The 25,043-nt window shown below is 61.3% G+C and carries 18 protein-coding genes and 2 tRNA genes; 16 read left to right on the top strand and 4 right to left on the bottom strand.

Annotation, left to right across the window (positions count from 1 at the left end; genetic code table 11):
* The first annotated feature begins 260 nt into the window (after positions 1 to 260).
* The 3 genes from CF161_RS25080 (at position 261) to CF161_RS25070 (ending at position 5,848) form a co-directional block, all read left to right on the top strand.
* Complete coding sequence (locus tag CF161_RS25080) at positions 261 to 3,389, top strand: TonB-dependent receptor domain-containing protein (RefSeq protein ID WP_043230347.1); 3,129 nt, start codon at positions 261 to 263, stop codon at positions 3,387 to 3,389.
* Positions 3,390 to 3,447: 58 nt separating this feature from the next.
* Positions 3,448 to 4,284: a Slam-dependent surface lipoprotein gene (locus CF161_RS25075; protein WP_020299428.1), complete on the top strand. Its 837-nt coding sequence runs from the start codon at positions 3,448 to 3,450 to the stop codon at positions 4,282 to 4,284.
* Between the two features lie 193 nt (positions 4,285 to 4,477).
* Complete coding sequence (locus CF161_RS25070) at positions 4,478 to 5,848, top strand: surface lipoprotein assembly modifier (protein WP_256206589.1); 1,371 nt, start codon at positions 4,478 to 4,480, stop codon at positions 5,846 to 5,848.
* Positions 5,849 to 5,931: 83 nt separating this feature from the next.
* On the opposite strand, the gene CF161_RS25065 is transcribed toward CF161_RS25070, so the two are convergent.
* Positions 5,932 to 6,018, bottom strand: a tRNA-Leu gene (locus CF161_RS25065).
* A gap of 164 nt (positions 6,019 to 6,182) precedes the next feature.
* A tRNA-Leu gene (locus CF161_RS25060) sits at positions 6,183 to 6,269 on the bottom strand.
* Between the two features lie 223 nt (positions 6,270 to 6,492).
* On the opposite strand from CF161_RS25060, the gene rnr reads away from it, so the two are divergent.
* From rnr to CF161_RS24995, 13 genes are all read left to right on the top strand, one after another.
* On the top strand, positions 6,493 to 9,117 hold the full coding sequence (gene rnr / locus CF161_RS25055; protein WP_020299426.1) for a ribonuclease R: 2,625 nt from the start codon (positions 6,493 to 6,495) through the stop codon (positions 9,115 to 9,117).
* On the top strand, positions 9,114 to 9,875 hold the full coding sequence (rlmB, locus tag CF161_RS25050) for a 23S rRNA (guanosine(2251)-2'-O)-methyltransferase RlmB (RefSeq protein ID WP_020299425.1): 762 nt from the start codon (positions 9,114 to 9,116) through the stop codon (positions 9,873 to 9,875). The genes rnr and rlmB overlap by 4 nt, the downstream gene beginning before the upstream one ends.
* A gap of 200 nt (positions 9,876 to 10,075) precedes the next feature.
* A complete protein-coding gene (rpsF, locus tag CF161_RS25045; protein WP_020299424.1) occupies positions 10,076 to 10,501 on the top strand; it encodes a 30S ribosomal protein S6 in 426 nt (141 codons plus the stop codon).
* Between the two features lie 28 nt (positions 10,502 to 10,529).
* The gene (gene rpsR, locus CF161_RS25040) at positions 10,530 to 10,760 is read left to right on the top strand and encodes a 30S ribosomal protein S18 (RefSeq protein WP_002551829.1); all 231 of its coding nucleotides are present in this window, start codon (positions 10,530 to 10,532) and stop codon (positions 10,758 to 10,760) included.
* A 36-nt stretch (positions 10,761 to 10,796) separates the two neighbouring features.
* Entirely contained in the window at positions 10,797 to 11,690 is an 894-nt protein-coding gene (locus CF161_RS25035; RefSeq protein WP_043230342.1) for a hypothetical protein, read from the top strand.
* Positions 11,691 to 11,709: 19 nt separating this feature from the next.
* Positions 11,710 to 12,156, top strand: coding sequence for a 50S ribosomal protein L9 (rplI, locus tag CF161_RS25030; RefSeq protein WP_020299422.1), 447 nt, complete (start codon positions 11,710 to 11,712; stop codon positions 12,154 to 12,156).
* A gap of 123 nt (positions 12,157 to 12,279) precedes the next feature.
* Entirely contained in the window at positions 12,280 to 13,674 is a 1,395-nt protein-coding gene (gene dnaB, locus CF161_RS25025) for a replicative DNA helicase (protein WP_020299421.1), read from the top strand.
* 143 nt (positions 13,675 to 13,817) lie between these two features.
* Entirely contained in the window at positions 13,818 to 16,121 is a 2,304-nt protein-coding gene (locus tag CF161_RS25020; RefSeq protein WP_043230381.1) for a YgiQ family radical SAM protein, read from the top strand.
* 161 nt (positions 16,122 to 16,282) lie between these two features.
* Positions 16,283 to 16,519, top strand: a complete 237-nt coding sequence (locus CF161_RS25015; RefSeq protein WP_020299419.1) for a hypothetical protein — start codon at positions 16,283 to 16,285, stop codon at positions 16,517 to 16,519.
* Complete coding sequence (locus tag CF161_RS25010; RefSeq protein ID WP_020299418.1) at positions 16,516 to 16,977, top strand: hypothetical protein; 462 nt, start codon at positions 16,516 to 16,518, stop codon at positions 16,975 to 16,977. The genes CF161_RS25015 and CF161_RS25010 overlap by 4 nt, the downstream gene beginning before the upstream one ends.
* 170 nt (positions 16,978 to 17,147) lie before the next feature.
* The gene (locus CF161_RS25005) at positions 17,148 to 20,423 is read left to right on the top strand and encodes a DUF2126 domain-containing protein (protein ID WP_020299417.1); all 3,276 of its coding nucleotides are present in this window, start codon (positions 17,148 to 17,150) and stop codon (positions 20,421 to 20,423) included.
* An 87-nt stretch (positions 20,424 to 20,510) separates the two neighbouring features.
* Entirely contained in the window at positions 20,511 to 22,997 is a 2,487-nt protein-coding gene (locus tag CF161_RS25000) for a circularly permuted type 2 ATP-grasp protein (RefSeq protein WP_020299416.1), read from the top strand.
* On the top strand, positions 22,997 to 23,887 hold the full coding sequence (locus tag CF161_RS24995; RefSeq protein ID WP_020299415.1) for a transglutaminase family protein: 891 nt from the start codon (positions 22,997 to 22,999) through the stop codon (positions 23,885 to 23,887). The genes CF161_RS25000 and CF161_RS24995 overlap by 1 nt, the downstream gene beginning before the upstream one ends.
* Positions 23,888 to 24,067: 180 nt before the next feature.
* On the opposite strand, the gene CF161_RS24990 is transcribed toward CF161_RS24995, so the two are convergent.
* Both CF161_RS24990 and CF161_RS24985 read right to left on the bottom strand, forming a co-directional pair.
* Positions 24,068 to 24,256 carry a hypothetical protein gene (locus CF161_RS24990; protein WP_020299414.1) on the bottom strand — a complete coding sequence of 63 codons (189 nt, stop codon included), beginning with the start codon at positions 24,254 to 24,256 and terminating at the stop codon, positions 24,068 to 24,070.
* Positions 24,257 to 24,325: 69 nt separating this feature from the next.
* Positions 24,326 to 24,913, bottom strand: coding sequence for a TIGR00730 family Rossman fold protein (locus CF161_RS24985; RefSeq protein WP_020299413.1), 588 nt, complete (start codon positions 24,911 to 24,913; stop codon positions 24,326 to 24,328).
* Positions 24,914 to 25,043 lie beyond the last annotated feature (130 nt).

Raw genomic sequence — 25,043 nt, 5'->3', positions numbered from 1 at the left:
CGACTCCTCCCCCCGCTCATTCCTCCCTAGGAAATCCCCATCCGGCCGCCGCTTTTTCTCCCGAGGGCGGCCATTCAAGGGCGAGTCAGCCGTGATGCAGCCCGGGAAAAGTTCCCGCAGCACCATCGTGCATAGGAATTACTTCGATGTGCATACAAAGCTAAGTGAGATTCATTTGCATTGGTGAGTAGTATCACTGCGTCGCCCGAGAGGGCCCGGAAACATCGTTTCGCAGCGCATGAAAACTACAGGTCCTCGCTATGTCCTTGCTTAGCCCGCCGCCGTCGTTGAACAGATTGAAGCCCCTGGCGTGTTCGATTCTGTTGGCGCTTGCCACGTCATATACCCAGGCCCAGGAAACGCTTGAAAGCCCCGCCCCGCGGGCGCCGCTGAAGATGGGGGCGGTCGAGATCGAACTGCCCGCCGGGGTCGAGGAAGATAAGCCTCAGGGCACCTCGCAGAAAGGGCTGGAGGTGCTGCAGGCGATCGAGGTCAAGGGCGAGTGGGAGACCAAGGACGAGATCGGCCAGAACAACGTGTTCGCCAAGGATGTATCCAACGTCTACGCCGGCAAGGATGACTTGGAGCGCTATAAGGGTGCGAGTGTGTCCGATCTGTTCAAGGGCCTGAACGGTGTGTACAGCGGCGATGCGCGCAACAGTGGCTCGCTGGACCCGAATATCCGGGGCATCCAGGGCGAAGGGCGGATCCCGGTGACCGTGGATGGCACCGAGCAGGCCACGTCGGTGTGGATGGGCTCGGCGGGCGTCGCCAACCGCAATTATGTCGACCCGAACATGATCGGCAGCATCGCGGTGGAGAAGGGCCCGTCGATGAGCTCCGGGATCAAGAGCGGCATTGGCGGCTCGGTAGAGATCAAGACCCTGGACGTCGACGACATCGTCAAACCTGGCGAAAGCTTCGGCCTGGAGATCAAGACCGAAACCGCGACCAATTCCATCAAGCCCAATGAAAGCGGAATGAAGTCGTTCGGCCGCGACTATCGGGATATCGACGGGGCCTACGCCGGGTACGACGGCAACCTGACCTTCAGCAAGGGCGGCGGCACCGAGTTCAGCCCGCGCAGCGGCTCCCATTCCGGCAACTTCGACTTCAACGACAACGCGTTTCGTATTGCCACTGCTACGCGGCAGGAGGATTTCGACCTGTTCGCGGCCTACAGCTACCGCAACAAAGGCAACTACTTCAGCGGCAAGGGCGGTAGCCAGCGCTACCAGACCAGCGACTGGTTGGCCGATGCCAAGGCCGACGCGGGGGCCAAGGACGCCCCGGGCGACGCGAACGTGCAGTCCTACGTGGCCAACCTGTTCCTGCCCGGGCACGAAGTGGCCAATACCTCCAGCGAGATGCGCACCACCTTGCTCAAGGGCACCCTGTACCTGCCTGATGAGCAGAGCCTGAAGCTGTCCTATATGCACAACGAGTTGGAGTACGGGGAGAGTTCGCCGTACCTGGTCTCTTACTACGTGGGCCTGGACAAGGCGGGGGGCAATAATATCGGGTTGCAGTTCCCCTACAGCCAGGTCAAGCAAGACACCTACAACCTCAACTACAACTGGAACCCGGACAACCCGCTGATCGACCTCAAGAGCGGCCTGTGGATGACCCGCAGTGACAGCGAGCGGCATCAGAATGGCGACGACGTCTATGGCATAACCGCGGCCGATGTCCGTGGCCAGGATGTGGTCTGGGACAACTACGTGCGCTGCCAGGCAGGCGCCAACCCCAGCAGTTGCGGGACGGCCCCGGAGAAGCTGCCCAATATCGACGATCGATACACTATCTACGCCAAGGCCCTGCAACTCTCGAAACATGACCGTTGGGGGGTGAATGTCAGCAACAAACTGCAATTGACCGATGACCTGGCGGTGACCCTGGCCAGTGATTTCAGCCATGAAAAACTCGAGCAAAAAGACGCCTCGCAAGATCGCGCCGCGACCACGGCGACCTGGGGCAACCGGCATATGGGGCCGCGCAGTGGCAACCGCCAGCAATACAACTTCTCCTTCACCGGGGACTGGTCGCCCACCTCCTGGCTGGTCTTGAGCGCGGGCGCCCGCTACAGCGATTACAACTCGTTTGATGAGGGGTTGAAGCGTCACCGCGAAAACCAGGACGCCAACTGGCAGGTCAATGCGCCTATCGACCGCAAGGGGTTCGAGTATCGTAGGGTGATGACCGATGCGGAAAACCAGCAGTTCGTGGATGCCGTCAATGAAGAATTCCTGAACGGCAATTTAACCGCCGAAGACCTTCCGTTCGTGCTCGACAAAGACAAGGTCGGCGGCGTTCGTTATACGACCGAGTCGGTGGATATTCCCTTTAACGGGTTCACTCTTGATCGCTCGCAGAACCCTTTTCTCAATGGCGGGATCAACCTTCAGGAAACGGTCAACAACCCCCAGGGCGTCTCCGGGGACTATGCCCGCTACCTTGTTAACCGCGGTTACACCGGCGTTGCCAAGTCGGGGGCCGAGCCCGCCGATAAATGGGCGTTGCCGAAAAAGCGCAAAGACAGTGCGTGGGCACCCATGGCGGGGGCGACTGTCTTTCTGACCGAACATGCACGGGTCTACCTGCGCTACACCGAGTTCGTGCGCTTCCCCTCCATTTATGAAGATACCCAGGCCGCCTCGGGGTTTGGTGGCGCCGGTGTGTCAAACAATGCGATGCGCCCCGAGCACTCTTATAACTGGGAAGTGGGGTATGCCCACGACTTGAGAAGTTATTTTGAAGAGTGGCGGCATGCGGACTTCAAGATCAATTACTACAACAACACTATTCGCGATTATGTCGACCGCGATTACAACTTCAATATCGTTCAGTATGACAAGAAGGTGTATTCGGGTATTGAACTGCAAACCCGGTTCGATACGGGTAAGTACTTCACCCACTTCTCTGCCAGTTATCGCCTGCAACAAAAGCTCTGCGACAAGGATTATGCCGCCACCCTGGATCCTTATTACAGCAACGCGATCTCCACCTGCGTCACGGCCGGGTTCCCTACGACCTTTGCCCGCAGCAGCCTGCAGCCCGACTATTCGCTAAACCTGGACAGCGGCCTGCGCCTGTTCAATGAAAGCCTGGAGTTGGGCGGGCGCATGATTTACCACAGCAGTGCGGTCAATAAGGACGAAGAAGACTGGATTCGTAATGGCGTGATGTATGTCGACGGGTTCAATCGACCTCTTAATTGGCACCCGATCTGGGTCTTCGATACGTACGCCAGTTATCACGTGAATAAAAACATCGATGTCGATTTCGGTATCAATAACCTGACCAATCGTTATTACCTCGACCCTTTGGCGCGAGTAATGATGCCGGCGCCGGGGCGCACCATGAAACTTGGTTTGACCGCGCGCTTCTGATTTTTTGCTGTTTTTAGTTAAAAACAGTGGTTTTTATCATTTTAACTTGGAGGTTGTTATGAAAAAACTGTTTGTGTTTACCGCGCTGGCATTGGTGACGTCGGGTAGTTTTGCTGCGCCTGTCACGGGTGGCTCTTCGAGCGCTTATGTGCAGGTCGGGCAATCTAACTTGCAAGGCGTTGGGGAAGTCGGGATTGCCATGCCGACTGCCGTCGGCGGGACTGCCGATACCAGCAAGATTGTCAGTTTCAAAAGCGGTCCTGTTGCCCAGACCAATGCCTTGATCGTCACCCCAGGCACGGCATCTGCGCATATTGTGATGAATGGCAACAAGATCTCGGAAACCTGGAAGTCTTCGGTGGCCTATGGCACGCAAGTTTATTCCTATCGGCAGATCTCCGACCCACTGCCAAACTTCCCGCAGTTTGGCGGTGAAGTGATCGCCAAGGTCTCCGGTGCCGAAGTGTATTTCGGCGAATGGGCTCCGCGCAAAACCGGTGTGCAGCCGGATAACAGTACGGATCTCAATTTGACGCACGCCAATCGTACGGTGTTCTTCGCTGGCGAAAACCCAACGACCAGCATGCCGACGCTGGTCAATGCCAAGTACGACGTCGTCGGGATCAAGAAGTTTGACCCGGGTGCACCAAATGTTTCGACGGGCACGCTGACTGCCAACTACGGTGGCGGCAGCGGCACCCTGGCCGGTTCTATTGCCGGTGGTGCGGGCACGGTCAACTTCGCGGGCACCAACATTGCCTCTAATGGTTCGTTCCAGAACACCAGCGGCCTTATCAAGGGGCAGTTCTATGGTGCGGGGGCTGAGGCATTGGCAGGTATCTACAACAACGGCATCTCATCCAGCAGCGTCGCCTTTGGTGGCAAAAAACAATAACTAAGCCTGGCATCAGAAAAGGGAGAGTCGATCTCTCCCTTTTTTAATCATTGTCTATTCGCTGGATCTGACCCACATGTCGATGTGCTTGCCTGTGCGGCTTGTTTTAATCCTTGCATTCACTCTATTGGCCGGTGCCGCAGGGGCCGATGAGGACGATACCCGGCGACTGTTGAACAAGATTGACCGAACGGTGAATGAGCGTGAGCGCTCGCATTTGATCGAACTTGATCCGGCCACTGATGACTCGTCGCTGATTACCATCGAGGGGCGCACTTATAACGTGCAGAACACTCTGGAGGATCTGGGGCCTGCGATCTTTGTCACCCTGAATTTGCAGCAATGGCCCAAGGTGCGCCAGTTCGTCGAGCGCTATCGGCAACTACCGGGGCATGAAGAGAAAGTGGTGCTGATGGCCGAAGGCATGCTGGCCCGGCAGGAAAAACACTACCGTCAGGCCATCGCCCATCTGCGAGCCGCAGTGGCCGTGGACCCAGCTTTTGTGCGGGCCAAGCTGGAGCTGGCCCGGGCACTGTTCGAGGACAACCAGTCACGCGAAGCCAAGGTGCTGTTTGATCAAGTGGCGGCGAGTGCGGTTCCTGAGCAGGTGATTCCAGTGCTTGAAGGCTATAAGGGGGCCTTGCAGGAGCGGCGCAGCTGGCACGGGTCGGTTGCGCTGGGCGCCGGCTACAACAGCAACGTCAACCAGGCCAATGGCATGACGACCCATACGGACGTGTGTGATTTCTTCGGCTGTTACCGTTTCAGTCGCAAGATGCCCGAACCCATCCAGTCCTCCAGCCTGGTGTACGACGCCGTGGCCGAGCGGCGCTTTCAGATCGACGGGCATCATCACGTGCTGGTTCGCGGACTCAGCTATGGCAACTACTACCATCGGCACAAGGAAGACGAGCCCGAGACCTATTACGACGAAAACACCAGTGTGATCTATGCCGGCTACAACTACCTGAGCGCCTTGAATGATGTCTCGGTGTCGCCACTGTTCGAAAGCTACTACGGCGATCGGCACAACAAGTATCAAGCCAGCGGCCTGCGCCTGGAGTGGAAGCACACCCTGACCGAGCGGCTGCAACTGAGCCTCCAGGGGCAGCAGAAGCACTTTCGTTTCCAGGGCGAGGAGCGGGACTATTTCGAGAACTACGACGAGCGCCTGGTGGGCGGCTCGGCGTCTTACCTGGTGGGCGGGCAAACCCTGGTGTACGGCGGCTTGACCTACACTCGTCGGACCCAGCCTCAGGCGTCGGCCAGTAACAAGGAATACATGGCGAGCCTTGGGCTGTATCGGATGTTCGATGTGGGGCTGAACCTCAATGCGACGGCGCTGTACCGGCGCACGCGGTATGACGAGCCGGACTACTTTCTCGGCGGGCTGCGCGAGGATCGACAGCAGATCTATATCGCCAACCTGGCCATGCCGCGCTTTAAAGTGGCGGGCGTGGTGCCCAACCTTTACGTCAAGCGCACCATCAATGCGAGCACCATCGATTGGGCTTATCAATATCGCCAGACGGAAGTGGCGCTGAAGCTGGAGAAGAGTTTCTGATAGGGAAGGGGTGTGTGGCGCGGGACCGGGAAAAAACAGGGGCCAGAAACGAAAAAACCCGCTTTCGCGGGTTTGATCTGAATTGGTGCCCAGAAGAAGACTCGAACTTCCACGACCTTGCGGTCACCAGCACCTGAAGCTGGCGTGTCTACCAATTTCACCATCTGGGCAGTATCGACATCGTTGCCGTGTCGATGGAGCGCACTATACGGAGCGCGATTTGATCTGTAAACCCCTGTTTTGGTTTTAATAAATCAAATACTTAGAATGCAAAAACCCGCTTTCGCGGGTTTTTGTGTGAGCCTTGAGATTGATCTATTCTCAAGCTCGAAATTGGTGCCCAGAAGAAGACTCGAACTTCCACGACCTTGCGGTCACCAGCACCTGAAGCTGGCGTGTCTACCAATTTCACCATCTGGGCAGTATCAACGACGTCGCCGTGTTGATGGCGCGCACTATACGGACCACTTTTTAAGCTGTAAACCCCTGTTTTGAAAAATATCCAAAAAAATGCGCAAGCCATGCTGCTAAGAGCTTTCCTAGGCGTTTCACGGATCTTTCGCGTGTTGTCTGAGCCTGAAATTTCCCGTTTCAATACGCGTATGCCAAACTAACCCGCATATAGACAAGGTGAAATTTATCTAATGGCCGATTGGCAGTCCCTCGATCCCGAGGCCGCTCGTGAAGCGGAAAAATACGAAAACCCTATTCCTAGCCGCGAACTGATCCTGCAGCACCTTGCTGACCGGGGTTCGCCTGCTAGCCGCGAGCAGTTGGTAGAAGAGTTCGGTCTGACCACAGAAGACCAGCTCGAAGCCCTGCGCCGCCGCCTGCGCGCCATGGAGCGCGATGCTCAACTGATTTACACCCGTCGTGGCACCTATGCCCCGGTGGACAAGCTCGACCTGATCCTGGGCCGCATCAGCGGTCACCGCGATGGCTTCGGCTTCCTGGTGCCGGACGACGGCAGTGACGACCTGTTCATGAGCCCGGGGCAAATGCGCCTGGTGTTCGATGGCGATCGCGCCCTGGCGCGTGTTTCCGGCCTGGACCGTCGTGGTCGCCGTGAAGGCGTGATCGTTGAAGTGGTCTCCCGTGCCCACGAGACTATCGTCGGCCGTTACTTCGAAGAGGGCGGCATCGGCTTTGTGGTGGCAGATAATCCGAAGATCCAGCAAGAAGTGCTGGTGACCCCGGGTCGCAACGCCAACGCCAAGGTGGGTCAGTTCGTCGAGGTGAAGATCACTCACTGGCCGACGCCGCGCTTCCAGCCGCAGGGAGATGTGGTCGAAGTGGTGGGCAACTACATGGCGCCGGGCATGGAGATCGATGTCGCGCTGCGTACCTACGACATCCCTCACGTCTGGCCGGAGGCCGTCCTCAAGGAAGCCGCCAAGCTCAAGCCTGAAGTCGAAGAAAAAGACAAAGAGAAGCGCATCGACTTGCGTCATCTGCCGTTCGTCACCATTGACGGCGAAGATGCGCGGGACTTCGATGACGCGGTCTATTGCGAAGCCAAGCCTGGCAAATTGCGCCTGTTCTCCGGTGGCTGGAAGTTGTTCGTCGCGATTGCCGACGTGTCCAGCTACGTGAAGATCGGTTCGGCCCTGGACAACGAAGCCCAGGTGCGCGGCAACTCGGTGTACTTCCCCGAGCGCGTGATCCCGATGCTGCCTGAGCAGCTGTCCAACGGTTTGTGCTCGCTGAACCCGAAAGTCGACCGTTTGGCCATGGTGTGCGAGATGACCATCTCGAAAACCGGCGAAATGACCGATTACCAGTTCTACGAAGCGGTGATTCACTCTCAGGCGCGCCTGACCTACAACAAGGTCAGCACTATCCTGGAGCAGCCGAAAACCAGCGAAGCCAAAGCCCTGCGCGGTGAGTACGGCCATGTCGTGCCGCACCTCAAGCAGCTCTACGCGCTGTACAAGGTGCTGTTGGGCGCTCGTCATGTGCGCGGCGCGATCGATTTTGAAACTCAGGAAACCCGGATTGTCTTCGGCTCCGAGCGCAAGATCGCCGCCATCACCCCGACCACACGCAACGATGCTCACAAGCTGATCGAGGAATGCATGCTGGCGGCCAACGTGGCCACCGCTGAATTCCTGAAGAAGCATGAGATCCCTGCGTTGTACCGGGTCCACGACGGTCCGCCGCCGGAGCGCCTGGAAAAACTGCGCGCGTTCCTCGGCGAGCTCGGTCTGTCCCTGCACAAGGGCAAGGACGGCCCAACGCCGAAGGACTATCAGGCTTTGCTGGCCAGCATCAAGGACCGTCCGGATTACCACGTGATCCAGACCGTGATGCTGCGCTCCCTGAGCCAGGCGGTGTACAGCGCCGATAACCAGGGCCACTTCGGCCTGAATTACGAGGCGTACACCCACTTCACCTCGCCGATTCGTCGTTACCCGGACCTGCTCACGCACCGGGCGATCCGCAGCGTGATCCATTCCAAGCAGAACACCCCGCACGTCAAGCGCGCCGGTGCCATGACCATTCCGAAGGCGCGGATCTATCCGTACGACGAAGCGGCCCTGGAGCAATTGGGCGAGCAGTGCTCCATGAGCGAGCGCCGTGCCGACGAAGCCACCCGCGACGTCGTGAACTGGCTCAAGTGCGAGTTCATGAAAGACCGCGTGGGCGAGTCGTTCCCGGGTGTGATCACTGCCGTGACCGGCTTTGGTCTGTTCGTCGAGCTGACTGACATCTACGTCGAAGGCCTGGTGCACGTCACCGCCTTGCCGGGTGACTACTACCACTTCGATCCTGTGCATCACCGCCTGGCGGGTGAGCGCACCGGGCGCAGCTTCCGTTTGGGCGACACCGTGGAAGTGCAGGTCATGCGCGTCGACCTCGACGAGCGCAAGATCGACTTCGGCATGCCTGACAAGCCAGCCGAGCCGACTGGCCGTAAAAAACGTGGCAGCGACACCGCAGCCCCGGCCGCGAAAGGTAAAGGTGCTCCTGCGAAAGCAGCGGTCGCCGAGCCGGCGCCAGCCAAGGCTGGCCGTCGGTCGTCTGTCAAGGACAAGGCCCCCGAAGCCTACCGCCCAAGCGATGCTGCGGCAAAAAACGCCGAAGTGCGCAAGAGCCGTGAGTTGAAGCAGCAGTTGCTCAACGAAGCCAAAAGCGGTGGTAAAGCGGCGTCTGGGGGAAAGTCCCAGGGCGCAGAAAAGAAACCGAGCAAACACCGTAAAGGCCCGCCGAAAGCGGGTTCGGCCCCCGCGAAAAGCGGCGGGTCGCGCAAACCTAAGGCCAAGTCATGAGTCTGGAAAAAATCTACGGCGTGCACGCCGTAGAAGCATTGCTGCGTCACCACCCGAAGCGCGTCAAGCAGGTGTGGTTGGCAGAAGGCCGCAGTGAGCCGCGCGTGCAAGCGCTGGTCGAGCTGGCCAACCAAAACAAGGTTGCGATCGGCCAGGCTGAGCGTCGCGAGATGGACGTCTGGGTCGAAGGCGTTCACCAAGGCGTGGTAGCGGACGTAAGCCCGAGCCAGGTCTGGGGCGAAGCGATGCTCGATGAGCTGCTCGATCGCACCGAAGGCGCACCGCTGTTGCTGGTGCTCGACGGCGTGACCGATCCGCACAACCTGGGTGCCTGCCTGCGCTCGGCCGATGCTGCCGGTGCGCTGGCGGTGATCGTGCCTAAAGACAAGTCGGCGACCTTGACGCCGGTAGTGCGTAAAGTCGCCTGCGGTGCGGCAGAAGTGATTCCGCTGGTGGCCGTGACCAACCTCGCACGCACCCTGGAGAAGCTCCAGCAGCGCGGTCTGTGGGTCGTGGGCACGGCGGGGGAGGCCGAGGTCAGCATTTATGACCAGGACCTGACCGGCCCAACCATCCTGATCATGGGGGCTGAAGGCAAGGGTATGCGTCGCCTGACTCGCGAGCATTGCGATTACCTGGTGAAGCTGCCGATGGCAGGCAGCGTCAGCAGCCTCAACGTTTCTGTCGCCACAGGTGTGTGCCTGTTCGAAGCCCAGCGCCAACGTGGCGTAAAAGCAGGCGCTTCGCGCAAGTCCTGAGTCTCAAGCTGCAAGTTTGGAGCTCGTTCACCGACGGCTCGTCACTTGCAGCTTGCAGCTTGCTGCTCCCTTCTCTACTATTGCGCCCCTTGCCTTCCTGGCAGGCACGCATGTGCCTCCCTGCGGCAAGATCCATAAGTGTCATTCACTCCTTGTCTGACCGTTTTTGAGCGGCAGGCTACAACCCGTAAGGAGCATTCATGCGTCATTACGAAATCATCTTTTTGGTCCACCCGGATCAAAGCGAGCAAGTCGGCGGCATGGTTGAGCGTTACACCAAGCTGATCGAAGAAGACGGCGGCAAAATCCACCGTCTGGAAGATTGGGGCCGTCGTCAACTGGCCTACGCAATCAACAATGTTCACAAGGCTCACTACGTGATGCTGAACGTTGAGTGCACTGGCAAGGCCCTGGCCGAGCTGGAAGACAACTTCCGCTACAACGATGCAGTGATCCGTAACCTGGTCATCCGTCGCGAAGAAGCCGTTACCGGCCAATCCGAGATGCTCAAGGCTGAAGAAAACCGCAGTGAGCGCCGTGAGCGTCGTGACCGTCCTGAGCATTCTGACAGCGCCGATGGCGATGACAGCGATAACAGCGACGCCAGCGATAACGCTGACGAGTAATCCACGGACCTTTTGAGGAGCCAATTACATGGCACGTTTCTTCCGTCGTCGTAAATTCTGCCGCTTCACCGCTGAAGACGTGAAAGAGATCGATTACAAAGATCTCAACACTCTGAAAGCCTACGTATCCGAGACCGGCAAAATCGTTCCAAGCCGCATCACCGGTACCAAAGCTCGTTATCAGCGTCAGCTGGCCACCGCTATCAAGCGCGCCCGCTTCCTGGCCCTGCTGGCCTACACCGACAGCCACGGCCGCTGAGACCGGGCAGTCGACAAGTAGTAAGGGATTGAATGCATGCGCGCCTTAGCTGAGTTCATCATGCGCGGTCGTGTGCAGGCCACTCTGGTAGTGGCTGGATGTGCGGCGTTGCCGTTGTTGTATTGGTTGGGTGCTGCTGCGGGAAGCCTTGTGCTCCTGCGGCGCGGATTGAAGGGCGCCGTTGGTGTCCTCGCCCTGGGACTGCTGCCAGCGTTGATCTGGTGGTTTTATTCCGCTGATCCCCGCGCACTTCTGGTGCTGTTGGGGTCTTCGGGCCTTGCGTTGGTTTTGCGCGCAAGCGAGTCCTGGAACCGCGTGCTGCTGGTCAGCATAGCGCTGGGCCTGGTGTTTGCTGGAGTGCTGGGTGTGACTTTCCGCCCCCAGATCGAGATGCTCTCGCAGGAGTTGGTAAAAATCCTGCCGTTGGCCCTTGGTGATCTCTACCAGCAATTATCGGTTGAAGAGCGAGCTCGTCTCGCCTCGCTGATAGCACCGGTCCTGACCGGCCTGATAGCGGCCTTGTTGCAGATCGTCAGTGTGCTGAGCCTGATTGTTGGGCGCTACTGGCAGGCGTTGTTGTACAACCCTGGTGGTTTTGGTCGCGAGTTTCGCGCGATCAGAATCCCGCTGGGGCCGGCGATGTTGCTGCTGGCGTGCATGCTTCTGGGACCGAATTTCGGCCCCCAGATGGCGATGTTGACGCCGTTGTGCAGCGTACCGCTGGTGTTCGCCGGGCTGGCCCTGATTCATGGGCTGGTGGCTGAGAAGCGGCTGGCCAGATTCTGGCTGGTGGGGTTGTACGTAACGCTGCTGCTGTTTATGCAACTGATCTATCCGTTGCTGGTGGTCTTGGCCATCGTCGACAGCCTGATTGATTTTCGCGGTCGTTTGGCGCCGAAAGACGCCGATAACGCGAACGGTGAAGGTTAAAAGTTAAGAGGATTTTCACATGCAACTGATCCTTCTGGAAAAAGTCGCCAACCTGGGCAACCTGGGCGACAAAGTGAACGTTAAGGCTGGTTACGGCCGTAACTACCTGCTGCCTTACGGCAAAGCTACCGCTGCGACCGCTGCCAACCTGGCTGCGTTCGAAGAGCGTCGTGCTGAGCTGGAAAAACTGGCTGCAGACCGTAAAGCATCGGCTGAAAGCCGCGCTGCCCAACTGGCTGAGCTGGAAGTGACTATCACTGCCACCGCTGGTGACGAAGGCAAGCTGTTCGGTTCGATCGGTACTCACGACATCGCTGATGCACTGACCGCCTCTGGCGTTGAAGTTGCAAAAAGCGAAGTTCGTCTGCCGAACGGCACCATCCGCAACGTAGGCGAATTCGACGTAGCCGTGCACCTGCACGCCGAAGTTGAAGCCACCGTACGCGTTGTCGTGGTAGCAGCTTAAGCAGCACTTGTCGGCTGGCACCCCTGGGTGCTTGCCGGTAACATCGGGCACGATCCTGTTTACAGGTCGTGCCCTTTGTCTTTCTGCACCCTGTGTTTTTTACTCCCCTGACTCCAAGTGGCCATGAACGATATCTCCGCTCCCGAGCAATACGATCTGCAAACCGCTGCCCTGAAGGTGCCGCCGCATTCCATCGAGGCCGAACAGGCCGTGCTCGGTGGTCTGATGCTGGACAACAACGCCTGGGAACGCGTGCTCGATCAAGTATCGGATGGCGATTTCTATCGACATGACCACCGCCTGATTTTCCGTGCGATCGCCAAGCTGGCCGATCAGAACATGCCGATCGACGTGGTGACCCTGTCCGAGCAATTGGACAAGGAAGGCCAGACCTCGCAAGTGGGTGGCCTGGGCTACCTGGGCGAGCTGGCGAAAAACACCCCGTCGGTGGCCAACATCAAGGCCTATGCCGCGATCGTGCGCGAGCGTGCGACCCTGCGCCAACTGATCGGCATCAGCACCGAAATCGCCGACAGCGCCTTCAACCCGGAAGGGCGCACCGCCGCCGAGATCCTCGACGAGGCTGAGCGGCAGATCTTCCAGATCGCCGAGGCCCGGCCGAAAACCGGCGGCCCGGTCAGCGTCAATGACCTGCTGACCAAGGCCATCGACCGCATCGATACCCTGTTCAACACCGACAACGCGATTACCGGCCTGTCCACCGGCTACACCGACCTCGACGAGAAGACCAGCGGCCTGCAACCGGCCGACTTGATCATCGTCGCCGGCCGTCCATCCATGGGTAAAACCACCTTTGCGATGAACCTGGTGGAAAACGCCGTACTGCGCAGCGACAAGTGTGTACTGGTCTACTCCCTGGAGATGCCAGGCGAATCGCTGATCATGCGTATGTTGTCGTCCCTGGGGCGGATCGATCAGACCAAGGTCCGGGCCGGCCGCCTGGACGACGACGATTGGCCGCGCCTGACGTCGGCGGTCAACCTGCTCAACGATCGCAAGTTGTTCATCGACGATACGGCCGGTATCAGCCCCTCGGAAATGCGTGCGCGGACCCGACGCCTGGTGCGTGAGCACGGCGAAGTCGCGCTGATCATGATCGACTACCTGCAGTTGATGCAGATCCCGGGTTCGGGCGGCGATAACCGGACCAACGAGATTTCGGAAATCTCCCGCTCCCTGAAAGCCCTGGCCAAAGAGTTCAACTGCCCGGTGGTGGCGCTGTCGCAGCTCAACCGCTCCCTGGAGCAACGCCCGAACAAGCGCCCGATCAACTCCGACTTGCGGGAATCCGGAGCCATCGAGCAGGATGCCGACGTCATCATGTTCGTGTACCGGGACGAGGTGTACCACCCGGAAACCGAGCACAAGGGCATCGCCGAGATCATTATCGGCAAGCAGCGGAACGGTCCGATCGGTACCTCGCGACTGGCGTTTATCGGCAAGTACACCCGCTTCGAAAACCTGGCCCCAGGCAGCTACAACTTCGACGACGAGTAAGCCCGGCGGAGCTTCTGGCTCCCGGCGGCAGGTCCCAAGGCCGGCGCTGATATTTCCGACCGTTGCAGTCGGAATTGGTCATTTTTTGTGCTATATTCCGCGCCCGCGAAATTCAATGAAAGCCAACACCGGTTATCGACATGATGCAAGCAGCCAAGCCTCTCTTTGACTATCCCAAGTACTGGGCCGAATGTTTCGGGCCAGCGCCGTTCCTGCCGATGAGCAGGGAGGAGATGGATCAGCTCGGCTGGGATTCATGCGACATCATCATCGTGACCGGTGATGCCTATGTCGATCACCCGTCGTTCGGCATGGCGATCATCGGCCGGCTGCTGGAGTCCCAGGGCTTTCGCGTCGGGATCATTGCCCAGCCGAACTGGCAGTCCAAAGACGATTTCATGAAGCTCGGCGAGCCGAACCTGTTCTTCGGCGTCGCGGCCGGCAACATGGATTCGATGATCAACCGCTACACCGCCGATAAAAAGATCCGTTCCGATGACGCCTACACCCCAGGTGGCATGGCTGGCAAACGTCCGGATCGCGCCAGCCTGGTCTACAGCCAGCGCTGCAAGGAAGCCTACAAGAATGTGCCGATCGTCCTGGGCGGCATCGAAGCGTCCCTGCGCCGTATCGCCCACTACGACTATTGGCAGGACCGCGTACGCAACTCGATCCTGATCGACGCCTGCGCCGATATCCTGCTGTACGGCAACGCCGAACGGGCGATTGTCGAAGTCGCCCAGCGCCTGTCCTACGGTCATAAGATCGAAGACATCACCGATGTCCGCGGCACCGCGTTCATCCGCCGCGATACGCCGAAAGACTGGTACGAAGTCGACTCCACGCGCATCGACCGTCCGGGCAAGGTCGACAAGATCATCAACCCCTACGTGAATACGCAGGACACCCAGGCGTGCGCCATCGAGCAAGAGAAAGGGCCGGTTGAAGACCCCAACGAAGCCAAGGTGGTGCAGATCCTGGCCAGCCCGCGCATGACCCGGGACAAGACAGTGATTCGCTTGCCGTCGGTGGAAAAGGTCCGTGGCGACGCGGTGCTGTATGCCCACGCCAACCGCGTGCTGCACCTGGAAACCAACCCGGGCAACGCCCGTGCGCTGGTGCAGAAGCATGGTGAAGTGGACGTCTGGTTCAACCCGCCGCCCATTCCCATGACCACCGAAGAAATGGACTACGTGTTCGGCATGCCCTATGCCCGCGTTCCGCATCCGGCGTACGGCAAGGAAAAGATTCCGGCCTACGACATGATCCGCTTCTCGGTGAACATCATGCGGGGCTGCTTCGGCGGCTGTACCTTCTGCTCGATCACCGAGCACGAGGGGCGGATCATCCAGAACCGTTCCGAAGAGTCGATCATTCGCGAGATCGAAGAAATTCGCGACAAGGTCCCGGGTTTTACCGGCGTGATCTCCGACCTCGGTGGCCCGACCGCGAACATGTACCGCATTGCCTGCAAGAGCCCGGAAATCGAATCCGCGTGCCGCAAGCCGTCCTGCGTGTTCCCCGGGATCTGCCCGAACCTGAACACCGACCACTCGTCGCTGATCCAGTTGTATCGCAGCGCCCGTGCCTTGCCGGGTGTGAAGAAGATCCTGATCGCTTCCGGCCTGCGCTACGACCTGGCGGTCGAGTCGCCGGAATACGTCAAAGAGCTGGTGACCCACCACGTTGGCGGTTACCTGAAGATCGCCCCGGAACACACCGAGGAAGGTCCGCTCAACCAGATGATGAAGCCGGGCATCGGCAGCTATGACAAGTTCAAGCGCATGTTCGAGAAGTACACCAAGGAAGCGGGGAAAGAGCAGTACCTGATTCCGTACTTCATCGCCGCGCATCCGGGCACCACCGATGAAGACATGATGAACCTGGCCCTGTGGCTCAAGGGCAACGGCTTCCGGGCCGACCAGGTGCAGGCGTTCTACCCGTCGCCGATGGCCACCGCCACCGCCATGTACCACTCGGGCAAGAACCCGCTGCGCAAGGTGACCTACAAGAGCGACGCGGTGACCATCGTCAAGAGCGAGGAGCAGCGTCGCCTGCACAAGGCGTTCTTGCGTTATCACGACCCGAAAGGCTGGCCGATGCTGCGTGAAGCCTTGACCCGCATGGGCCGCGCCGACCTGATCGGGCCGGGCAAGAACCAGTTGATCCCGTTGCACCAACCGGCCACCGACAGCTACCAGAGCGCCCGTCGCAAGAACTCGACGCCGGCTGGCAGCCACAAAGTGGCCGGCGAGAAGACCACCAAGATCCTGACCCAGCACACCGGCCTGCCACCACGCGCCAGCGATGGCGGCAACTCCTGGGACAAGCGCGAACAGGCCAAGGCGGCGGCATTCGCCCGCAACCAGCAGGCGGCCAAGGAACGCAAGGATGCGGCCAAGGGCAAGGGGCCCAAACCCGCGCGTAAACCGGTCGTACCGCGTTAAACGCAACGCCAGCCTCAGGGCTGGCGTTTTGCATTCTGGCGAACATTTTCGCGGACTATCGGTCTTAAACATCCTGTTGGCGTTGTTAAGGTGACGCCAGTCTGCTCGAACGACCTGGCCGGCAGGCCGACTTTCCACTCATGAGATCAAGGACGACTCCCGTGACCTGCACTCTAGACGACGTGATCCCAGGCCTGCGCCCGCCCCGGGTTCTGGCCCGCCGGCGGACCGAAAGCCAGTTCAACCTGCCGAGGTTGTTTGCCGCCTTTGATACCGTGCCTTCGATTGCCGGCGCCGGGGTGATTCTGCGACAGGCTGAGCGCTGCATCGCGCCCCAGCAGTTTGCCGGCCAACTGAACCCCCTCGCGGTGGAACGCTACGAGGCGTTCGACAAATGATTGGCGGTGGCCGGACGGTGGATTTCCTTGCGCGTTTTTTTCCGACCTTCATGCTCACGATTCTGCTCGGCTGCTTCAGTGGCTCGATCCTGCTGTCCCTGGCCGGCACCACCTATTGGCGCATGCTGGAGCCTTCGCGCAGTACCGATAATGTCGGGCTCGGCATGCTGGTGCTGGTGACGCTGCTGGTGTTCGGCAACCTGATGATTGTGCGGGGGCGGGAATGGGCGGCATGGCTGGTGGCGGGGTATTTCCTGCTGTGCCTGGCGGCCCTGGTGCCGATGTACAGGTATGGGCCGCACCCGGGCCTGTATGGCTTTGCGCTGTTGCTGCCATTGTTCGGCCTGTTGTTACTCAACAGCCGCCGCCATCGGGAAATGCGCAAGAAGCTTGTGCAGATTCGCCACGAACGCCAGCGCATCAAGCGTGAGGCCAGGGAGGCGGGCAAGCGCGGGTGAGGTATCGCACCGCGCCTGCCGCATTTGTGTGCAACCCTTGCACGGCAATGCAGGCGCTGCGCGGTTTTGGTGCTGTACTGCGTTGAGTCACAGTGGAAAGCGTTGGCGGGGCTGGATGGCATAAGTCTTGCGCGCTTTCTTTCACCGCCCAGGCTCGCAGGAGGCACGCCGTGTCGATCCATGTCGCATTGCACCATGTCACGCATTACCGCTACGACCGCGCGGTCGAACTCGGCCCGCAGATCGTGCGCCTGCGCCCGGCCGCCCACAGCCGGACGCGGATCCTCTCCTATGCGCTGAAGGTTTTGCCTGAGCAGCACTTCATCAACTGGCAGCAGGACCCTCAGGGCAACTACCTGGCGCGCCTGGTGTTCCCGGAAAAAACCAGCGAGCTGCGGATCGAGGTCGATCTGCTGGCCGAGATGGCGGTGTTCAACCCGTTCGATTTTTTCCTTGAGCCTTACGCCGAGAAAATCCCCTTTGCCTACGCCGCCGACGAGCAGCGCGAGCTGGCGCCGTATCTGGAAACCCTGCCGCTGACCCCGAAATTCCAGGCCTACCTGGACGGCATCGACCGCACGCCACTGCCGGCAGTGGATTTCCTGGTGGCCCTCAACCAGCGCCTGAGCGAAGACATCGGCTACCTGATCCGTATGGAGCCCGGGGTCCAGACCCCGGAGCAGACCCTGGACAACGCCTCGGGCTCCTGCCGCGACTCGGCCTGGCTGCTGGTCCAGCTGCTGCGCAACCTGGGGCTGGCAGCGCGATTCGTCTCGGGCTACCTGATTCAACTGACCGCGGATGTAAAGGCCCTCGATGGCCCCTCGGGCACCGAGGTCGACTTCACCGACCTGCATGCCTGGTGCGAGGTCTATTTGCCGGGTGCGGGCTGGATCGGCCTGGATGCCACCTCCGGGCTGTTTGCCGGCGAAGGGCATATTCCGTTGGCGTGCAGCCCCGATCCGTCCTCTGCGGCGCCTATCAGCGGCCTGGTGGAGCCTTGCGAGTGCGAATTCACCCACGAAATGTCGGTTGAGCGGATCTGGGAAGCGCCCCGGGTCACCAAGCCCTACACCGAAGAGCAATGGCTGGCGATCCAGACCCTGGGGCGGCAGATTGACGCCGACCTGCTGGAAGGCGATGTGCGCCTGACCATGGGCGGCGAACCGACCTTTGTCTCGATCGACGACCCGGACGGTGCCGAGTGGAACACCGCCGCCCTGGGCGCCGACAAGCGCCGGCTGTCCGCCGAATTGTTCCAGCGCATGCGCAACCATTACGCGCCCAAGGGCCTGGTGCATTTCGGCCAGGGCAAGTGGTACCCCGGCGAGCAGCTGCCGCGCTGGTCGTTGAACTGCTATTGGCGGCGGGACGGTGTGCCGATCTGGCACAACAGCGCCTTGATCGCCGATGAGCATCAGGATTACGGCGCCGATGGCCTGCTGGCCGGACGTTTTCTGGCGAGTGTCGCCGAGCGTCTGAAGCTGCCGGCGCGCTTCGTGTTTGCGGCTTACGAAGACAATTTCTACTACCTGTGGCGCGAGGGCGCCTTGCCGTCCAACGTCACCGCCGAAGATTCGCGCCTGGACGATGCCCTGGAACGCGCGCGGCTGCACAAGGTGTTCAGCCAGGGCCTGGACAAGGTCATCGGTCAGGTCTTGCCCTTGGCGCGCACGGCCAAGGGCGACCAGTGGCAGAGCGGCCGCTGGTACCTGCGCGACAGTCACTGCCGCCTGATTCCCGGGGATTCGCCCCTGGGCTATCGCTTGCCCCTGGCGTCCCAACCCTGGGTCAAGGCCGCGGAGTACCCGTTCATTCACCCGACCGACCCCAACCAGGACTTCGCCGAGCTGCCCGGCAGCCAGCAACTGCACAGCCATGGCGAACCGTCACCGGCGGATGAACGGGTGCCGGCCATCGATGAGTCCGCCGATTGGCTGACCCGTACCGCACTCTGCGCCGAGGCGCGTGAGGGGCGGCTGTATCTGTTTATGCCGCCGCTGGAGCGAGTGGAGGATTACCTGGAGCTGGTGAGCGCCATCGAAGCCACCGCCGAGGAGCTGCACAGCCCGGTGTTGCTGGAAGGGTACGAGCCGCCCAGCGATCCGCGCCTGAGCAACTTCAGGGTCACCCCCGACCCGGGTGTGATCGAGGTCAACGTGCAGCCTTCGGCCAGTTGGGACGAATTGGTGGAGCGCACCGAGTTTCTCTACGAAGAGGCGCGGCAAAACCGCCTGACCACCGAGAAGTTCATGATCGACGGGCGTCACACCGGTACCGGTGGCGGCAACCACTTCGTGCTCGGCGGCGCGACCCCGGCGGACTCTCCCTTCCTGCGGCGCCCGGACCTGCTGCGCAGCCTGATCAGTTACTGGCACAACCACCCCTCGTTGTCCTACCTGTTTTCCGGGTTGTTTATCGGGCCGACCTCCCAGGCGCCCCGGGTCGACGAGGCGCGCAACGATGCCTTGTACGAGCTGGAAATCGCCTTTGCACAAATGCCCGAACCAGGCCAGGAGTGCGCGCCGTGGCTGGTGGACCGGCTGCTGCGCAACCTGCTGATCGATGTCACCGGCAACACCCACCGGGCCGAGTTCTGCATCGACAAACTGTATTCGCCGGACGGCGCCACCGGACGCCTGGGGCTGTTGGAGCTGCGGGCTTTCGAGATGCCGCCCCATGCGCGCATGAGCCTGGCCCAGCAGCTGTTGCTGCGGGCTCTGGTGGCGCGCTTCTGGCGCGAACCTTATGCGCCGGCCAAGCTGGCGCGCTGGGGCACCGAGCTGCATGACCGCTTTATGCTGCCGCACTTTATCGAGCAGGACTTCGCCGACGTCATTGTCGAGCTCAATGCGGCTGGTTATGGGCTGCGCGCCGAATGGTTTGCCGCGCACCTGGAGTTTCGATTCCCGAAAGTCGGGGATTACGCGGTCAGCGGTATCGAGCTGGAACTGCGCCAGGCCCTGGAACCCTGGCATGTGCTGGGGGAAGAGGGCACGGCCGGCGGCACGGTGCGTTACGTCGACTCCTCGCTGGAGCGCCTGCAGGTCAAGCTCAGCGGGCTGGCGCCGCAGCGCTACATCCTGACCTGCAACGGGGTGGCGGTGCCGTTGCAGCCGACCGGCCGGGTCGGTGAGTTTGTCGCTGGCGTGCGCTATCGCGCCTGGCAGCCGGCCAACTGCCTGCAACCGACCATCCCGGTGCATGCGCCGCTGGTGTTCGACCTGCTCGACACCTGGATGCAGCGCTCCCTGGGCGGTTGCCAGTACCACGTCGCGCACCCCGGCGGGCGCAATTACGACAGCCTGCCGGTCAATGCCAATGAGGCGGAAAGCCGGCGCATGGCGCGATTTTTCCGCCTGGGCCATACCCCTGGGACCTTGCCCGTGCCGAGCTTGAGCATCAACGACGAGTTGCCGATGACGCTCGATTTACGACGTTTCTAAAGCAGACGCGACGTCCGGAGGAATCGAATATCCGGGCGTCATGTGTCTGCGTTAATCTGACGGTCCTTGCCGTCTGCCGAGTTTTCCATGCCTGACCTGCTTGCCCGCTACCCGCTGACGGCGGGTACTTACCATGAACTGCTGGATGACAGCGGTGCGGTCCGGCCGCACTGGCAGCGCCTGCTCGAGCAATTGCAACGCAGCACGCCGACGCAGTTGGCCCAGCGCCAGGCGCTGCTGACCCGGCAAATTCACGAAAACGGCGTCACCTATAACGTCTATGCCGACCCCAAGGGCGCCGACCGGCCCTGGGAGCTGGACTTGCTGCCCCATGTGATCCCTGCGGACGAATGGCAGCATCTGTCGGCCGGGATCGCCCAGCGCGCGCGCCTGCTCAATGCCGTGCTGGCCGACCTCTACGGGCCGCAGCGCCTGATCAGCGAAGGCCTGCTGCCGGCTGAGCTGGTGTTTGGCCATAACAATTTCCTGTGGCCGTGCCAGGGCATCCAGCCACCTGACGGCGCCTTCCTGCACCTGTACGCGGTGGACCTGGCGCGCACCCCCGATGGCCGCTGGTGGGTCACCGCCGACCGCACCCAGGCGCCCTCCGGCGCCGGTTATGCCCTGGAAAACCGGATGATCGTGTCCCGGGCCTTTCCCGATCTGTACCGTGACCTGCAAGTGCAGCATCTGGCCGGGTTCTTCCGCACCTTGCAGGAAACCCTGGCCCGCCAGGCCCCGCGAGACGAGGAAGCGCCGCTGATCGTGCTGCTGACGCCGGGGCGTTTCAACGAAAGCTATTTCGAACACCTGTACCTGGCGCGGCAACTGGGCTACCCCCTGGTCGAGGGCGGCGACCTGACCGTGCGCGATGCCACGGTCTACCTGAAAACCCTCAGCGGGCTGCGCCGGGTGCACGCCATCATGCGCCGCCTGGACGATGACTTCTGCGACCCGCTGGAGCTGCGCACCGACTCGGCGCTCGGCGTGCCCGGGCTGCTGGAGGTGGTGCGTCAGGGGCGGGTGCTGGTGGCCAATGCCCTGGGCAGCGGGGTGTTGGAGTCGCCGGGGCTGCTCGGCTTCCTGCCGAAGATCAACCAATACCTGTTCGGCGAAGAGCTGATACTGCCGTCGGTGGCTACCTGGTGGTGCGGCGAGGCGCCGGTGCTGGCCCAGGCCCTGGAGAAAATGCCGGAGTTGCTGATCAAGCCGGCATTTCCCTCGCAAAGCTTCGCGCCGCTGTTCGGCCGCGACCTGACCCCGGAGCAGCGCGTGGCCTTGGCCGAGCGGATGCGGGCGCGGCCCTATGCCTATGTCGCCCAGGAGTTGGCGCAGCTGTCCCAGGCGCCGATCTGGCAGGCCGAAGATGGTCAGTTGCAGCCCCGTGCCATCGGCATGCGGGTGTACGCCGTGGCCAGTGCCGATGGCTATCGGGTATTGCCCGGTGGCTTGACCCGGGTCGCCGCCGAGGCGGATGCCGAAGTGGTGTCGATGCAGCGCGGTGGCGCCAGCAAGGACACCTGGGTGCTCGGCGAACGGGCGCCCAGCGGCGAGCAGTGGAAGGGCCAGCGCACCATCGGCGTGTACGACCTGGTGCGGCGCGACCCTTACCTGCCGTCGCGGGTGGTGGAGAACCTGTTCTGGTTTGGCCGTTATTGCGAGCGTTGCGATGACAGCGCGCGGCTGTTGCGGATCATGCTCGCGCGCTACGTCGACGGCGATGACCCACAGGCCTTGCAGGCCGCCGTCGACCTGGGCGAAAGCCTGATGCTGCTGCCGGATGAGGGTGAGCTGCCGGAGCGCTTGCTGGCGGCGCTGCTGGGCGAAGACTGGTCGTTCAGCCTGCGCTCCAACCTGCAACGCTTGCAGTGGGCGGCGTCCCAGGTGCGCGGCAAGCTGTCCCGGGAAAACTGGCAGGCGCTGGTGGAGTTGCAGCGCGAAGCCCTGGAGCTGGACACCGAGGAGCCGGACTTTGGCGAGCTGCTGGACTTCCTAAACCGCCTGGTGATGTCCCTGGCGGCGCTGTCCGGGTTTGCCCTGGACGACATGACCCGCGACGAGGGCTGGCGCTTTCTGATGATCGGCCGGCGCATCGAGCGCCTGCAATTTCTCAGCGCCAGCCTTGCTGCATTCCTGCGTGGCAGTGGCGCGTTCGATCAGGCCGGGCTGGAGTGGCTGCTGGAGCTGGGCAACAGCAGCATCACTTACCGCTCGCGCTACCTGGCGGTGGCGCAGTTGATCCCGGTGCTCGACTTGTTGCTGCTGGATGAGCAGAACCCGCACGCCGTGCTGTTCCAGTTGAAACTGGTGACCCGCACCCTGAAGCGCTTGAACGATGACTTCGGTGCTCCCCGCGAAGCCGGCCTGCCCAAACTGGTGGAGCGCCTGTCGCGTTTTGACCTGGGCTGCCTGGAAAACTCCCTGTTTGGCGAAGCCAGCGTGCACGCCGCCATCGATGGCCTGGCTGACCTGTTGCAGGAGATCGCCGATGCCAGCAGCCAGGTGTCCGATCGCCTGGCCTTGCGCCATTTCGCCCATGTCGACGATGTCAGCCAACAAACGGTGTCTGTCTGATGAGCGCCCGGTACCAGATCTTTCACGACACGCACTATCACTACGACAGCCCGGTGTCCCTGGCCCAGCAACTGGCTCACCTGTGGCCGCGGGCCTGCGCCTGGCAGCGTTGCACCGAACAGCAGTTGCTGATCAGCCCGGAGCCGACGGTGCGCCGCGATGAGCTGGATGTGTTTGGCAACCCGCTGACCCGCCTGGCGTTCGAGCGGCCCCACGATGAGTTGCTGGTCAATGCCCAACTGACGGTGGAAGTGCTGGCCCGGCCGTCGCTGGATTTCAGCCAATCCCCGGCCTGGGATGAAACCCGCAGCGCGCTGACCTATAGCGGCCAGCCCGTGTCGCCAGCGTTGCTGGACGCTTGCCGTTATCGTTTTGAATCGCCCTATGTGCACCTGAAGAAAAGCTTCGTCGAGTTTTCCGCGAGCTGTTTCCCGAGCGGGCGCCCGCTGTTGCTTGGGGTGCAGGCGCTGATGGAGAAGATCTTCAGCGAGTTCACCTTCGACGCCGAGGCGACCCAGGTCGCTACGCCCCTGGTGGAGGTGCTGGAACGGCGGCGCGGCGTGTGCCAGGACTTTGCCCACCTGATGCTCGCTTGCGTGCGTTCCCGCGGGCTGGCGGCGCGCTATGTCAGCGGCTACCTGCTGACCCAGCCACCGCCCGGGCAACCCAGGCTGATTGGCGCCGATGCGTCCCACGCCTGGGTGTCGGTGTTTTGCCCGGTGCTGGGCTGGGTCGATTTCGACCCGACCAACAATGTCCAGCCGGCGCTGGAACACATCACCCTGGCCTGGGGGCGGGATTTTTCCGATGTCTCGCCGCTGCGCGGGGTGATTCTGGGCGGTGGCAACCACGATCCGGAAGTGCAGGTCACGGTGATGCCCCTGGAGTGACTGCGGTGTGCCGGGCGTTCATCCAGGCGTGGTTGTACCGGCGGCTGGGCTGGCGATCGGTTTTTTTGAAAGGCGGCGAGACCCGTGGGTCAAGGGGTGGGTCTGTGAGGACCGGCAGCGTGGCTGCCGATCCTGGGCACAGATCCCGGGGCCTGATCGGAACATCGGGCCCGGCGGGTATCAGGCCTGGGGAGCCTGATTGTCTACGGCGTCACTGTCATCGGCTGCCACTTCACCTTCTGCTTCCGGGTTCAGTGCGCTGGCTTCTTCTTCAGCGGTCGCTTTCTTGCGTTGCAACTTTTCCTCTTTCTTCTGCTCCTTTGCCAGGTCTCTCTGACGTTTGGCGAAGGAGTAATTAGGTTTAGCCATGGGCGATCCTCTTGGGGTCGAAGGTGAGGTTGAGCGGCGCGTATTCTGCCTTGTATCGGGCCTGGGCGGTTAGCTGGGTTTTTGTTCGGCCCATTTTGCCGGGGCCGAAGGTTGCCAGGCGTCCAGTACATCCAGCAGTTCTGCGGGGGATTCGCTCATTTGCAGCATGTCACGGTGCGCAGCCCGAACGAAGCCTTCGCCGACGATATGATCGAGAAAACCACTGAGCTTTTCATAAAAACCGTTCACTTCCAGCAGCCCCAGCGGCTTGCCGTGGTAACCCAGCTGACCCCAGGTCCAGACTTCAAACAGCTCTTCCAGGGTGCCGAGGCCGCCTGGTAGGGCGATAAAGGCGTCGCTCAATTGGGCCATGCGCGCCTTGCGTGCATGCATGCCATCGACCACTTCCAGGCGGGTCAGGCCGGTGTGGCCGATCTCCGAATCCTTGAGACTTTGCGGGATGATCCCGATCACTTCGCCGCCGGCCGCCAGGGCCGCATCGGCAACGATCCCCATCAGCCCGACGGCGCCACCGCCGTAGACCAGGGTCAGCTTGCGCTCGGCCAGGGCCCGCCCGAGGGCGGCAGCCGCTTCACGGTAAACGGGGTTGGTACCGGTGCTGGCACCGCAGAACACACAGACAGACGTTAATGGCATGCCTTACTCCCAGGTCATTGAGGGCCCAAGAGTAATGGCTTGAGGGTGATGCGCCAAACGTTAAACCTCGCGTTGCGGGGTTTCATGGGTGCCGCTGGCCCCACAGGCATAGGCGGCGAGCAAGCTGCGA

The sequence above is a fragment of the Pseudomonas sp. CF161 genome (genome assembly GCF_000416215.1).
Classification (GTDB): Bacteria; Pseudomonadota; Gammaproteobacteria; order Pseudomonadales; family Pseudomonadaceae; genus Aquipseudomonas.
The sequence above is the reverse complement of the archived record's forward strand: the minus strand, read 5'-3'. Positions and strand labels throughout refer to the sequence as shown.

Coding starts and splice junctions, on each gene's coding strand:
- CF161_RS25020 (WP_043230381.1), top strand. CDS start 13,818: ATGCAAGCAGCCAAGCCTCTCTTTGACTATCCCAAGTACTGGGCCGAA.
- CF161_RS25035 (WP_043230342.1), top strand. CDS start 10,797: ATGCGCGCCTTAGCTGAGTTCATCATGCGCGGTCGTGTGCAGGCCACT.
- rpsR (WP_002551829.1), top strand. CDS start 10,530: ATGGCACGTTTCTTCCGTCGTCGTAAATTCTGCCGCTTCACCGCTGAA.
- dnaB (WP_020299421.1), top strand. CDS start 12,280: ATGAACGATATCTCCGCTCCCGAGCAATACGATCTGCAAACCGCTGCC.
- rpsF (WP_020299424.1), top strand. CDS start 10,076: ATGCGTCATTACGAAATCATCTTTTTGGTCCACCCGGATCAAAGCGAG.
- CF161_RS25010 (WP_020299418.1), top strand. CDS start 16,516: ATGATTGGCGGTGGCCGGACGGTGGATTTCCTTGCGCGTTTTTTTCCG.
- rlmB (WP_020299425.1), top strand. CDS start 9,114: ATGAGTCTGGAAAAAATCTACGGCGTGCACGCCGTAGAAGCATTGCTG.
- CF161_RS25075 (WP_020299428.1), top strand. CDS start 3,448: ATGAAAAAACTGTTTGTGTTTACCGCGCTGGCATTGGTGACGTCGGGT.
- CF161_RS25000 (WP_020299416.1), top strand. CDS start 20,511: ATGCCTGACCTGCTTGCCCGCTACCCGCTGACGGCGGGTACTTACCAT.
- CF161_RS24995 (WP_020299415.1), top strand. CDS start 22,997: ATGAGCGCCCGGTACCAGATCTTTCACGACACGCACTATCACTACGAC.
- CF161_RS25080 (WP_043230347.1), top strand. CDS start 261: ATGTCCTTGCTTAGCCCGCCGCCGTCGTTGAACAGATTGAAGCCCCTG.
- CF161_RS24990 (WP_020299414.1), bottom strand. CDS start 24,256: ATGGCTAAACCTAATTACTCCTTCGCCAAACGTCAGAGAGACCTGGCA.
- rplI (WP_020299422.1), top strand. CDS start 11,710: ATGCAACTGATCCTTCTGGAAAAAGTCGCCAACCTGGGCAACCTGGGC.
- CF161_RS24985 (WP_020299413.1), bottom strand. CDS start 24,913: ATGCCATTAACGTCTGTCTGTGTGTTCTGCGGTGCCAGCACCGGTACC.
- rnr (WP_020299426.1), top strand. CDS start 6,493: ATGGCCGATTGGCAGTCCCTCGATCCCGAGGCCGCTCGTGAAGCGGAA.